11 protein-coding genes are annotated in these 13760 nt (G+C 43.8%); 5 read left to right on the top strand and 6 right to left on the bottom strand.

Going from position 1 to position 13760, the window contains the following annotated elements:
- Nucleotides 1-347: 347 nt before the first annotated feature.
- The 4 genes from tig (at nucleotide 348) to FW759_RS13295 (ending at nucleotide 5545) form a co-directional block, all read left to right on the top strand.
- Nucleotides 348-1691, top strand: coding sequence for a trigger factor (gene tig / locus FW759_RS13310; RefSeq protein ID WP_062845551.1), 1344 nt, complete (start codon nucleotides 348-350; stop codon nucleotides 1689-1691).
- Between the two features lie 415 nt (nucleotides 1692-2106).
- Entirely contained in the window at nucleotides 2107-2781 is a 675-nt protein-coding gene (gene clpP / locus FW759_RS13305) for an ATP-dependent Clp endopeptidase proteolytic subunit ClpP (RefSeq protein WP_062845552.1), read from the top strand.
- A gap of 107 nt (nucleotides 2782-2888) precedes the next feature.
- Nucleotides 2889-4163: an ATP-dependent protease ATP-binding subunit ClpX gene (gene clpX, locus FW759_RS13300; RefSeq protein WP_443531125.1), complete on the top strand. Its 1275-nt coding sequence runs from the start codon at nucleotides 2889-2891 to the stop codon at nucleotides 4161-4163.
- A 353-nt stretch (nucleotides 4164-4516) separates the two neighbouring features.
- Nucleotides 4517-5545 carry an SDR family NAD(P)-dependent oxidoreductase gene (locus FW759_RS13295; RefSeq protein WP_443531127.1) on the top strand — a complete coding sequence of 343 codons (1029 nt, stop codon included), beginning with the start codon at nucleotides 4517-4519 and terminating at the stop codon, nucleotides 5543-5545.
- A gap of 264 nt (nucleotides 5546-5809) precedes the next feature.
- Here the strand turns inward: FW759_RS13295 and FW759_RS13290 are convergent, their stop codons facing one another.
- The 3 genes from FW759_RS13290 to argS form a co-directional block, all read right to left on the bottom strand.
- Entirely contained in the window at nucleotides 5810-6904 is a 1095-nt protein-coding gene (locus FW759_RS13290) for a PTS transporter subunit IIC (protein ID WP_443531128.1), read from the bottom strand.
- 158 nt (nucleotides 6905-7062) lie between these two features.
- Nucleotides 7063-7866 (bottom strand): SPOR domain-containing protein, encoded by an 804-nt coding sequence (locus FW759_RS13285; protein WP_095569711.1) that lies wholly within the window; start codon nucleotides 7864-7866, stop codon nucleotides 7063-7065.
- 120 nt (nucleotides 7867-7986) lie between these two features.
- The gene (gene argS / locus FW759_RS13280; RefSeq protein WP_443531129.1) at nucleotides 7987-9816 is read right to left on the bottom strand and encodes an arginine--tRNA ligase; all 1830 of its coding nucleotides are present in this window, start codon (nucleotides 9814-9816) and stop codon (nucleotides 7987-7989) included.
- Between the two features lie 462 nt (nucleotides 9817-10278).
- Between argS and FW759_RS13275 the strand changes: the two genes are divergently transcribed.
- Entirely contained in the window at nucleotides 10279-10497 is a 219-nt protein-coding gene (locus tag FW759_RS13275) for a DUF2788 domain-containing protein (protein WP_062845557.1), read from the top strand.
- 124 nt (nucleotides 10498-10621) lie between these two features.
- Here FW759_RS13275 and FW759_RS13270 read toward each other — a convergent pair whose 3' ends face one another.
- The 3 genes from FW759_RS13270 to cmoA all read right to left on the bottom strand — a co-directional run bounded on the left by FW759_RS13270 (nucleotide 10622) and on the right by cmoA (nucleotide 13691).
- A complete protein-coding gene (locus tag FW759_RS13270; RefSeq protein ID WP_446443229.1) occupies nucleotides 10622-11758 on the bottom strand; it encodes a DUF1176 domain-containing protein in 1137 nt (378 codons plus the stop codon).
- 32 nt (nucleotides 11759-11790) lie between these two features.
- Nucleotides 11791-12825, bottom strand: a complete 1035-nt coding sequence (gene cmoB, locus FW759_RS13265; RefSeq protein ID WP_446443228.1) for a tRNA 5-methoxyuridine(34)/uridine 5-oxyacetic acid(34) synthase CmoB — start codon at nucleotides 12823-12825, stop codon at nucleotides 11791-11793.
- Nucleotides 12826-12908: 83 nt separating this feature from the next.
- The gene (gene cmoA, locus FW759_RS13260; RefSeq protein WP_443531132.1) at nucleotides 12909-13691 is read right to left on the bottom strand and encodes a carboxy-S-adenosyl-L-methionine synthase CmoA; all 783 of its coding nucleotides are present in this window, start codon (nucleotides 13689-13691) and stop codon (nucleotides 12909-12911) included.
- Nucleotides 13692-13760 lie beyond the last annotated feature (69 nt).

Genomic DNA, 13760 nt, shown 5'->3' with positions numbered 1-13760 from the left:
ATAATTTTTACTTTAATAAGCAGATAGATTATACTGTTCTACTTTTAAAATTTTGTTGAAAGCCCTAATTTGGCTGTATAATTCACCAAAAAACGTTATTATGCGGCTTATTAACGGTTTATGATTGATATTTGATAGCGTCTATAGCCTCGACATTCTCAATCATTAGTACCAGTAGTGATTGCTTCTGGCACAGATAATGAGCGTGCGCGCTATCATTAGCCCCTATTTATTCCAACGGCAAGCCGTCGTACACGCTCATATTTTGAGGCGCGGTTGTCTATTACCATTTAACTCCAAGTACTATTAAATCAAACGTACTATTTAATCCTAAAGGTGTAATGAACATGGCTACAGATTTACAAGTCACAACCAACAAGCTATCTAATAAAGAGACTCAGCTAACGGTTAAAGTACCTGTCGAAAAGATTCAAAACAAAGTTGAAGGCCGTATTCGCCAAGTTGCGAAAACTGCCAAAATCGACGGTTTCCGTAAAGGCAACGTCCCTATGTCACACATCCGCTCTCAGTACGGTGCTGGCATTCAACAAGAAGTGATCAACGATGTAATCCGCGATACTGTATTTGAAGCGATCAAATCTGAAGACATCCGCGCGGTTGGCATGCCTAACATCGACGACGTAAAACTTGAAGACGATTTCTTGGTCTATCAAGCCACTGTTGAAATCTTCCCAGAAGTAGATGTACAAGGTATTGATGAAATCGAAGTTGAGCGTCACACTGCACAAGTGAGTGAGGAAGACGTTGACACCATGATCGAAAACCTACAAAAGCAACGTGAAGAGTTCGTTGAGAAAAAAGGCATGGCTGCTAAAGACAACCAAGTCACTTTTGATTTTGAAGGCTCAATCGATGGCGAAAAATTTGAAGGCGGCTCAGCTGAAGACTTCAAATTGGTTATCGGTAGCAACCAGATGATCCCAGGTTTTGAAGCTGGCATCAAAGGCATGAAAGCTGGCGAAGAAAAAGTCATCGACGTAACTTTCCCAGAAGATTACCAAGCTGAGAACCTAGCGGGTAAAGAAGCTCAGTTCAAAATCAATGTGAAATTGGTTGAAAAATCTAAGCTACCTGAAATCGATGATGCGTTCCTAGAGCTATTCGGTGTGACTGAGGGCGGCGTTGAGAAATTAAAAGAAGACGTACGCAAAAACATGGAACGCGAAATCAAAAACGCTGCGCGTAGCCAAGTAAAACAAGCGACTTTTGATGCGCTACTAGAAAAGAACGAGTTTGACGTACCAAACGCCATGCTAGAGCAAGAAATCGAGCGTCAACGCAACATGATGATGCAACGTTTCTCTCAGCAATTCGGCGCTAACGCTGATAGCTTCGACAAAGACATGCTGCCAAATGAGCTATTTGAAGAGCAAGCGCTACGTGCTGCCCGTCTTGGCATCATCGTTGCCCGTGTTATCGACACCAAAGGTCTAGAAGTAGATCAAGAGCGTGTTGAAACCTTCATCAAAGAAGCCGCTGAAAACTACGAAGATCCAGCAGAAGTCATCGAGTACTACACCAATGACAAGCAGCAGCGCGCGAACATTGAGTCTGTGGTATTAGAAGACCAAGTGGTAGATTATTTGATCAGCCAAGGTAAAGTAACTGACAAAGAAGTTAGCTATCAAGACTTGCTAGCGGCTCAACAACAACAGCAGCAAGGCATGTAATTTAGTAGGATATTACTTAGCAATTTGCTAGTTACTGGCATTCAGTGCTAAGTGTTATCGAAACATGCTCTAATAAAATGCCCTAACAAACTTGTTAGGGCATTTTTATTGGGGCTTATATATCTTTTTTATAAACAGTTTATAGGCAATCCCCTTGATAAACGTAGACAGACGCCTTATTAATAGGAAGTCACTCCTATTATTGATAGAAAAACATTTTGCACATGAAAAAATTACCATTGCTTCAATAAAAAAGTTACCATTAGTGCAATTATTTTGAACGGCATGTAGAGCGTACCACTGTATCTAGTGAGTGTTATCCCTCAGCGGCAATACTTATAATGATAAACACCGATAAAAGCTTAGTCGTTCATTTTTTACCCTTATCTTATGTACGTATAAACAGGACATTTTTATGACAGATTATGATCGCATTACTGCCAACCCACATTTTGATATGCTGATGAGTGCGCACAATGAGGTGCAAAATACGCAAGCTGCATTAGTCCCTATGGTTGTTGAGCAATCATCACGCGGTGAACGCTCGTTTGATATCTTTTCACGCCTATTGCGTGAGCGTGTGATCTTTTTGACCGGTCAAGTTGAAGACCACATGGCCAATCTAATCGTCGCCCAGTTGTTATTCTTAGAAGCAGAAAACCCTGATAAAGATATCCATTTATATATCAATTCACCAGGTGGTTCAGTCAGTGCAGGTTTGGCGATTTTTGATACCATGAACTTCATCAAGCCTGAAGTATCTACCATCTGTATGGGCGGTGCTTATAGCATGGGTTCATTCTTATTGGCAGCGGGTCAAAAAGGCAAACGTTATTCACTTGCCAATGCGCGTGTGATGATTCACCAGCCTTCAGGCGGCGCACAAGGTCAGGCGACCGATATCGAGATTAATGCGCGTGAAATTCTAAAAACTCGTGCTCGCTTAAACCAAATCTTGGCCGAGCGTACGGGCCAGCCAGTAGAGAAAATCGAAAAAGACGTCGAGCGTGATTTTTGGTTAGATGCGCAAGAAGCCAAAGAATACGGTTTGGTTGATGAAGTATTAGAGCGTCGCCCTGACTCTTTATAATATTGAGATAAAACCTTGTTAATCATCGAATGCCTCAGCGTATAAGCGCTGGCATTCGTGTGAATCATTAGAATACTTATAAGCGTTAAATTTTAGGAGCGCCTTTTATGGCAGAAGATACTACCCCGCATTGTTCGTTTTGCGGCAAAGCCAAAAGCGATGTACAGCAGCTGATTGCTGCTGACGATGCCAATATTTGTAATGAATGTATTGAGCTATGTACCGATCTAATCGCAGACAGTGCCGAAGACAATGACGACGATAGCGAGATTGATACCTCTTGGGTCAATAAAAAGCTACCAACGCCAAAAGAGCTGCGCGCCAAGCTTGATGAATATGTCATTGGCCAAGACGCTGCCAAAAAAGCGTTATCTGTTGCCGTTTATAACCATTATAAGCGTCTAAAAGTTAGCCAGACACTAGCCCGTGACAGCAAAAAAGCCAAAATTGGTGCGGATGATGCTATGGTAGAGCTTGCCAAAAGCAACATATTGCTGATTGGCCCAACAGGTTCTGGTAAGACATTACTGGCGCAAACCCTAGCACGCCTGCTTGATGTACCGTTTGCTATGGCTGACGCGACGACTTTAACCGAAGCAGGCTATGTCGGTGAAGATGTCGAAAACATCGTGCAAAAACTATTGCAAGCATCTGATTATGACGTAAGTAAGGCTGAGCAAGGCATCATCTATATTGATGAGATCGATAAAATCAGTAAAAAAGGGGATAACCCTTCTATCACACGCGACGTATCAGGCGAAGGCGTACAGCAAGCCTTGCTAAAGTTAATCGAAGGCACGGTTGCTGCCATTCCACCTCATGGTGGTCGTAAGCATCCACAGCAAGAGCTGATCCAAGTTGATACAAGCAACATTCTTATCATCGTTGGTGGTGCATTTGCTGGTCTTGATAAAGTGATTCAGCAGCGTACTGAAAAAGGCGGCATTGGCTTTAACGCGGATGTTAGCTCAAAAGATGACAGCCGTCGCAGCTCAGATTTGTTGCAACAAGTTGAGCCAGAAGATTTGATCAAATTTGGTCTCATTCCTGAATTGATTGGTCGTTTGCCTGTGCTTGCTGCGTTACAAGAGCTTGATGAAGAAGCGTTAGTGCAAATTCTCACTGAGCCAAAAAATGCTTTGGTGAAACAGTACAAATATTTGTTCGACATGGAAGGCGCTGAAATCACTTTCACACAAGAAGCACTTGATGCCATCGCCAAAAAAGCCATGGAGCGTAAAACAGGTGCGCGTGGTTTGCGCTCTATCGTAGAAAACGCGCTACTTGAAACCATGTACGAGCTGCCATCGATGAAAGATGCCAAAACCGTTATGGTTGATGCGGATGTCATCAATGAAGGCAAAATTCCTAAGATTGCATAATGTCGTTTACCGACACAGTGCGATTGAGATGAATTTTTTGTACCCTTTGTTTAGCAGCAAGCAAAGAAAATTTAGATCAATCGCACGTAACTAGTAACGGATCGATCTTATTTAACATCGACTGGCTTATACAAAAAAGCGTCTGGCATCTGTGGCTCAGACGCTTTTTTTATCTCTGTTTTAACAGTGACTTATTAAGCAACTTAAATGACAGCCGCGTCTATGAAACGTAAACCGTGATACTCATAAATCATGCTAAGGTATATAGTCTATTTAAATAGTCCTATCTAACTTTTAATATTATTACTGGTCTATTGCTCACTTATCGCTCATTAAACAAAGGATTGTTTATCATGCTGAATAATATAACCACTCTGGCAACATCATTACGTCAACACCTACTCTTTCTCCCCTCCAACCATGAGAACGATGATACTACGCCTTATTATCGTAATCATGTTGCTGCTATCACTGGTGCAGGTTCTGGCATGGGGCGCGAGCTTGCGCTTCATCTAGCAAAAATGGGCTGTCATGTGGCGCTATCAGATATTAACGCAGAGCAACTGGCTCAAACCAAAGATATGCTGGCCATTTACGATATCCTCGTCACAACGACTGTGCTTGATGTCTCGGACTATCAGGCCATGCAAGCATGGGCGGATAGTGTAATGAGTAATCATGGCAAAGTGCACTTTATCTTTAATAATGCAGGCGTGGCGTTCTCCTCGACGATAGAAGGCGCTAGTATTGAGGAGCTTGAATGGGTAATGGATATCAATTTTTGGGGCGTGGTTTATGGCACCAAGGCATTTTTACCACTCATCAAAAACAGTGTGAAGCAAAGCGAAGTGACGAGTGATCATGAAGACAATCAACCCCGCCAGTTTAAAGAACACGGTCATGTTATTAATATCTCAAGCTTATTTGGTTTGACCGCTCAGCCTTCTTACTCTGCTTACAATGCCAGTAAATTTGCGGTGCGCGGCTTTACAGAAAGCCTGCGTCAAGAGCTTAATATTCAACACTGTGGTGTGTCAGCAACTTGCGTGCATCCTGGCGGTATTAAGACCAATATTGCCAATAGTGCGCGCGGTAATGATAGCGTTAGTACGGTTGGTATGCATACGGGTGAAAAAGCCATTAAGAGTTTTAACAAGTTGTTAAAATTCGATGCCAGCGAAGCGGCTTGGGTTATTTTACATGCTGCCGCGACCAATCAGCAGCGCTGCTTGATTGGCAATGATGCCAAGATGGTTGATGCGATTCAGCGGGTCTTTCCGTCACATTATAGTCAAGTGCTAAACGACATCACCAAATTTTCTCGAAAGCTAAAACCGCGACGTACGTCTAAGCACAATCATAAAACGGATGTTACGTCATAAGTAAAGACGTTCTATCGTAAGCACTCAAAATCAAAAAACCCAGCTAACTAGACAGCTGGGTTTTTTACTCAGTACGTGAGTGATAATGACCATTCAAATCAGACCAAATATAGCCAAGCCACTATAAAATACATATCTTGCTGCGAAGGTAATTGTTATGTCGCCTTTATCCGCGCAGACACAGCCAACAAGGAACATTTATCTTAGTAGCGCGTTGCCACGTTTGTCATCATTTTATTTGGGAGTGACCATAGCATACAGCTATTAAGGCAGTTTCATATCGCCATCAACCAGCCAGCCCACACGTCGCATGATATAAGCAACCAAACCTGCGATTATCGCAGGCAATACAAACATCAGTAAGACAATGGCAACCCATAGCTGCGTCGTATTCATAATACCTTGTGAGGCTTCAATGACACCAAACACACCAACTAGGCCAGCCGTACCCATACCAGCACCTGTCGCCGTACAGGCCAAGCCAAAACCAACGGTGGCAATCGGCCCAACAATCGCACTGGCGATAACCGCTGGTAACAGGATTAAAGGTTTTCTAAATACATTGGGGATTTGAAGCATGCTGGTGCCAAGACCTTGAGAGACGACGCCACTAATACCGTTGTCCTTAAAACTGGCAACCGCAAAGCCAATCATATGTGCTGCACAACCAACAACTGCGGCACCGCCCGCCAAACCACCAAGTCCAATCGCAATACAAATAGCGGCGCTTGAGGTCGGCAGTGTTAATAAAATACCAACCACAACGGCAATGACAATGCCCATTAGTAATGGCTGTAATTCAGTGGCTGCCTGAATACCTTGCCCAATAGCAGCAACACCTGCCACGATGGGCGGATTGAGCAGTGCGCAGACCAATAAAGCCACTGCGCAAACCAGCAACGGCACCAATAAAATATCAAGCTTCGTCTTGCCAGCGATCCAAGTACCAGCGCGATAGGCAAATACCGACGTCAAATACGCCCCTATAGGATTACCCGGCACCGCTACAAATGTCGCAGGGCCGCCGACTTGTGAGGTAAAAAGCGTCCCTGCCATTAATGCTTCAGAATGCGCACCCAGCATACCTGCTACCAAGCAGCTAAGCATCACTAGCGTTGGCGCTTTTAGATAATAAGCAACTCCGACGCCAATGCCAGCGCCCATCAACACTGAGGCCAGCTTGCCAACTGTCACCAATGCTGGCAAACCTAACCATCCACCAATCTGCGAGATGATTAGACCTGCAATCAACGTGACAAATAGTCCCAATGCCATACCTGTGAATGCATCGATAAAATACTTTTGAAAAAAAGCTTTGATCGTGCTGGCTGGCGGTATTGCTGAGTCAGATACAGTCATGGCCTTACTCTTTATAAAGGGTAAAATAAAATTGGATAAACCAAAAGATAGAAGATTTTAAAGACAGAGGTTTTTATAGAGAATTAGAATCAAAAAAAGCGTCATTGCGACGCTTTTTTTGATAAACAGACTTTTAATGCTACTAAACATCCTTCACTCTAACGGCGCTGTTCGACAATAATAGAATCAATACCATTGTTTTGTAGACGCTGCTGAGCGGTGGTCACTGCCTGACGATTATTCATTGGACGTGAAATGACCTGATAAATTGGTAAGCCATTGCCTGTGGTGTTTTTTACCACTCTTGCGTCGACACCCGCCATCAGTACTTGCGCACGGCGACGATCTGCTTCATCTGCATCACCGAAGCTGTTGATTTGCAAAATGTAGGTAGCAGGCTTAGCTGGCTGCACACTTGCCGTACCAGCACCTGCATTGTTTGCCCGATTGCTCGTATTATTATTACTGTTGCTATTGGTCGCTGGCGCCTCATCATAAGTCGCATCTTCTTCAACGATAACAATATCGTTGCTACCATTACTGGTTGTTGCGTTATTACCACCACTTGGCTCAATTGTCGTACTTTCAGCGATACCAAAATTACCCGTATCATCAGGCTGAGTCACAACAACATCCGGCTCAAAGGCACCCATATTATCTGATTGATCAGTATCCGTATCAGTGATCTCTTCATCAGGAATGGTGGCCATTTCTTGATTGGGTAAGATATCATAGAACTCATAATCGCTGTTATCAGTATCTGTATCAACGCGTGGCTGTACCTGCCTGTCAGGATCATTCTCAGCGCTGCTATTAGCAGGGCTAAAATCGAATAATGGTGAAAGGTAGATAAATACCCCGATCATTAACGTCAAAATCGCACCGACAAACATCCATAATAAGCCTGATACGCTACTTGATTTGCGCTTTTCTGTTGCGCCTTTAGGTTTTTTGGCTAGCATGGATCTGGTTCCCCCTACAGAATCTATCTATCATCAATTTATTGCTATCAGCTGTCTATACTCATTCTACATGCTAGAAAACTATCATATATCAGACAGCTACCACATGTTAGAAAGTTACTACATACTAGACGGTGCAGACAATCCTAACAAACCAAGGCCGTTGGCCAATACTTGTCTGACTGCCTTTGACAAACGCAAACGTGCCTGCATTAAGTCCAGCTCATCAGCACTTGGCGTTTCACCTGAGGTGACGCTCACTGGCAAGATACGATTGGTGTCGTACCAGCCGTGGAATAAGGCAGCAAGCTCTTTTAGATAGTTGGTCAAAACGTGTGGCTCGTAGCCTGTCGCGGCGCGTAATAACGTTGCCGGATATCCTGCCAATAATTTAATCAACTCGTCTTCATTGGGCGCGGTCAGCAAGTCCTGATGTGACAAACCAAGCGTATCATCTACCGCAAGACCATGACTTTGTAGCTTCTCTAACACTCGGCAGACGCGCGCATGTGCATACTGGATATAATAGACTTGGTTGTCTTTGCTTTGTGATTTGGCAAGCTCCAAATCAAAATCAATATGTACTTCAGGCTTACGAGCGACATAATAAAAACGTGCCGCATCGTTGCCCACTTCAGCACGCAGATCGCGTAGGGTAACAAATTGACCCGAGCGCGACGACATTTGCACTTTTTCACTACCACGCCATAACGCCACAAACTGTACAAGTACTACGTCTAAACGCTCTGCATCGATCCCCAAAGCCAATAGAGCAGCTTTTACACGTGGCACATAACCATGGTGATCAGCGCCCCAAACGTTGATAACCTTATCAAAACCGCGATCGAACTTGTTTTTGTGATAAGCGATATCAGAGGCAAAATACGTTGACTGACCATTGGCACGGCGTACCACACGGTCTTTTTCATCGCCAAAATCGGTCGATTTAAACCAGATATTGCCGTCTTTTTCGTATAGGTAACCTTTTTCATCTAGAACTTGTAGTACTGGCTCAATCTCGCTATCGATAGATCGTTCGCTAAACCAGCACTCATAACTCACACCAAAGTCATTTAAATCATCTTTGATATCGGCCAAGATACTGCTCAATGCCGCATTTAAAAACAGTTCGTAGCTATCGCCAAGCAGGGCTTTGCTACCCGCAATCAAGCCATCAATATGCGCTTCTTTATCGCCTGAGACGACCGTTTTTTCGCCATCAGCACTGATCTCAAACTGAGCATCTTCTGGCGCATCCTTGGCAACGTCTGCAAAACCATGGACGTAGCTGTCGCCATGTTGATTTTTTAGTGTCTGGGCGATATCACTGACATAGTCACCTTGGTAGCCATTGACTGGGAACGTTATTTGCTCACCATTTAACTCTAAATAACGCAAATAGGTACTGGTCGCTAAAATATCCATTTGACGACCCGCGTCATTGACATAATACTCGCGCGTGACATCGTAGCCGATTGCTTCTAGGAGGTTTGAGACACTCATACCAAACGCAGCACCGCGACCGTGACCGACGTGCAGACTTGACGTTGGATTGGCAGAGACGAACTCAACTTGTACCTTTTGACCGTCAAACTGATTACTCAGACCAAAACGTTCCTGTAAAGTAAAGATATCATCTAATACCGAAAACTTGGCTTCCGAGTTTAAAAATACGTTAATAAAACCAGGACCTGCGATTTCTACTTGGCGAATGTCTTGGTTTTCTGGTAGCGCGTTGACGATTTTTTCGGCAAGCTGACGCGGATTGGCTTTGGCAGCTTTGGCCGCAGTCAGCGCAATATTGCTGGCAAAATCACCATGGCTCAGATCTTTGGTACGCGTGATTTGGCTGTTATTTTGCCAATCATTAGGTAGCGTACCGTCGGCTTGTAGCGTTTGAATGGCATCATTAAATAGGGATGCAAGTGTATCAATTTGGGTTTGTGACATAGGGTTTTGAACTCAGTTAAATAAACAACAAAAACAGGGCAAAAATGTGGCGAATGCGAGCAATCGATAACTGCTTATTATAATAGCGACCGATATTGCAGGTGACAAAAAATATAAAAATAAATAACCTGTAAATATAGCAATCTTTGCGCTTCATTGCATCATTTGCGCCAAAATTAGCACTAAAATCTTACGCTTATGACAAATAGCCTTAATAACCTATCAAATGACAAGAAGGGTTTGTACTTTTGACTATATTAAATTCAGTTATATTCTATCTATCGCTTCGTATTGCAAGTAAATACTAAATAACTGGCTAAGCCCATTGTAGCGTTCCTGTTTTTCGATACTGAGCAGTCGTTTATACCTATCTGCTTCCGCGTTATAATAGTGGTTTGTACTGCGCTTCTAAACCAGATAAATCCTAGAAGACGCGTTACTACTTTTTTATAGGATTACGCCATGTTTGCTATTGCTGCCAGTACTATTACCAGTTGGGGCTTGTACGTTTTATTGCCGATATTCATCGCTTTTTTATTCTTTATTATGTGGGACATCTCCAAAACATCTGAAGCTGGTCGTGCCGGTACTTTTTGGATATTTGTCGCATTGGGCGCAGGTTCTGTCGGTTTTATACTTAAGATAATAATGGAAGTGGCTTTCAAAAGATGGCTAATATAACCTGTCTTTTTTTATTTTATTCTGTCAGCGTAGCGTAGCAACGTAATTACTTATGCCTGTCTCACTTGACAGATTATAACCGCCTTATTTGATAGCGTCGTATCAGTTTATATTAAAGTCGACTTTATTGAGTGTCATCCACTTTGTTTGTAATCTCGCTTACGTAGGTTGGCAAATCCCACGCGCCACCAGCAAAGCCGCGACACATTCCTGTACTCGTCTCTTCACTTTTAGTAAATGTTTTACCATCCCAAATCCATGTCGCATGATTCCAGCAATCACCGATGCCGCGGTCTTTATTAGCTGCCCAGATTTCACCTGCCTCATACTCATTGCCTGCTGTCGTGATAAGCATAGGATTGCTAGGTTTTTCGTTATTAATGAGCCAATAACCAGTGCTTGAGTTATAAGGACCAGACCAACAGAGATGGCTGGCTAACGTATGGGTGGCGTCTACGGGTGTAAATTCCCAGTCTAGTCTATCAGTGCCATACTCTGACATCTGTTGATACGCTTCGGTTTTTGGATTAACCAGCTCACAAGCACCCATCGCATTTCCAGCGCCTGTGAGCTGCTCAGAATCAATATCGACCCACTTGTTTATATTTTGCTGAAAGTATTTAAGTTTTGATGGGGCTAGTGCATTGCTATCCTTTGCTGAATACGCAAATGCTTTTTTGATGGTGGGTATTGGCAATGCTGCTTTAGGGGTTTGTCGATTGCGATTGTTTTTACTGACCAGTGCTATTGGTGTTCCTACTCTTCCTTGTACATCATCCAGCTTGAGCAATACTGCCGACATCCCTTTGTCACTGATATACCATTGCTTGTCATCCGCTCTGATCTCTATCTTGGTTGCGACACGAGCATGGTTGATCAGTGCCTGCGTTTGCTTGGCGGATAAATCATATATTGGAGAGTCTTTTGCAGCTGGCTGTAAAGTCCCATAATTTTTGCCGTTTAACCAAAGCTCAGCATAATCAAGGCTATCCTCTGAAGATTCTAATGTAAATTGAACTTGTGCTGTTGGCAGGGCTACTTTTGGTAGTACGGTGAGTAAAACTGAGGCTGGCGTATCTAATTGACTCTCCTCTGCATAACCTGCTGCGCGACAAGTCAACGTATTATCACAAACCACTTGCCAATCGTCCTGTACAAAGCCCCAGCCTTCAGACGGTGTCCCATAGGCAGCATGAGCTGATATGATCGTTAATGGCAGAACACCCATCATAGCGCTGAGTAAAATCGTTAATTTTTTCACTATCCATTCTCCTTATGATAGGTCAGTACGTGCTATTTTTTGGCAATTAAGGTTGCGCGCATCGGAGCAGGATAGCCTTCAACTGTCTTTGTGGAGTCATTGGGATCTAAAAAATCTGCTAACGAATGATAGGTCATCCATTCGGTTTGACGCTGCTCTTCCACAGACGTGACGGCCACATCAACACAGCGCACGTCTGAGAACCCTACCTTTTCTAACCAACCGATTAATGCTGCGACTGAGGGTAAAAAATACACGTTATTCATCTGAGCATAACGATCATGCGGCACCAGTACGGTATTGGCATTGCCTTCGATGACCAACGTCTCAAGTACCAACTCACCCCCTTTGACAAGTTGCCCTCTTAGCTGCTGTAAATGCTCAAAGGGCGACTGACGATGATAGAGCACACCCATACTAAATACAGTATCAAATAACTGGCTATACTCTGGTAACGCTTCTAGTGGTACAGGAATATAATGGGTACGGTAGCGGCCAGTCTCATGAGCATCAGCACTACCGATAAAATGCCTAATCGCCATGAACTGATGATAAAACAAGCAAGACGGATCAATAATGATGACCGTGTCAGCACCAGCACCAGCCATGCGCCAACCGTGATAACCAGAGCCGCCGCCCACGTCTAATACACGACGACCGTCAAGCCTACCCAAATGCGGCGCAACTCGTCGCCATTTCCAATCACTGTGCCACTCGGTATCAATCTTTATCGACGATTCATCATTACCAATCTGAAAAGGGCCTTTGCGCCACGGCATCAGCTGCTTTAACAACGCTGTCGTTTGTTTATGCTGAGACTGATTAAGACTCGCGTCAATCGTCAATGTATCACTATTAAGATCGACGTGATTGACGGGCAACTGTGGTAAACGCGCCACTGACGCTTGATAAGCAGGTGCATGTGCGTAATTGGCCTTGTCTTTGATAGCATTTAACCATGTGGGTAATCGCGTCAGCCATTCATAAGCACTTGGCTGCTGCTGGGCCAGTTCTAATAGGGTTAAATACAGTTTGCGTTCGGCGTGCGTGATCGTGTCGTTAAGCATAAAAACAGGTTACCGTGTGAATCAAAGACAATATGAAAGTTATTTTTTAAAAAGTTAAACGTTATTTTCATGCCTCGCCAGCATTATTTAAACGCCACAATAGAGACAAAGTTTAAAAACTGAAACCACGTCAAATGACGCTGAAAACCAACGTGATCAAGCCGCGCATGATGCTCATCTAGCGTATCCGTAATCAGCACATTTTCTAGCGCATTACGTTTGCCGCTGATTTCCATCTCGGTATAGCCATTGGCGCGTTTAAAGTCGTAATAACGCTCAACCAACCACGCATCATACTGCTCATCAAAGGCATGGGTTTTTTCCGTTAATACCAGTATCCCGCCTTCGCTCAGCGCCGCATAAATTTTCTCTAACACCGCGACTCTGTCAGCGGCTGGCAAAAACTGTAACGTTAGGTTTAAGATAACCATATCGCACGGCTCAAGTTCCACATCACGAATATCCGCCGTGATGACTTCTATATCGTGATCAGGATAATTGTCACTTAATAACGTTGTGGCTTCGGTCGTCATCGCAGGGGAGATATCAATCGCCTTAATCTGCAAATCTTGCGGGTCGAACTCGCCAGCTAACGTCATACTTGCGGCACCAAGCGAGCAGCCTAAATCATAAACACGGCTGACACGTTGACCACTGTTGCTTTGTTGGCGATACTTGCAATGACGACGTGCAAAGATGGGCAGCATGGCCAATACCTGACCGTAGCCGGGCACGCTACGACGAATCATATCGGGAAAACAAGCCACCACTTGCTCATCAAAGGAAAAACGCGCCGCTTTGTCTAGTGGCGTGGTAAATAAGATGTCATGTTTAGCAGGATCAAGTTGACTCATGGGGCGACTCATTTTTTGATAATAAAGCTTACATTAGAATATAGTTGTGTATTTTGCCAAATCCGTCAATCAAGAGTAGGC

It is taken from the genome of Psychrobacter sp. 1176_08 (genome assembly GCF_052850615.1).
The sequence above is the reverse complement of the archived record's forward strand: the minus strand, read 5'-3'. Positions and strand labels throughout refer to the sequence as shown.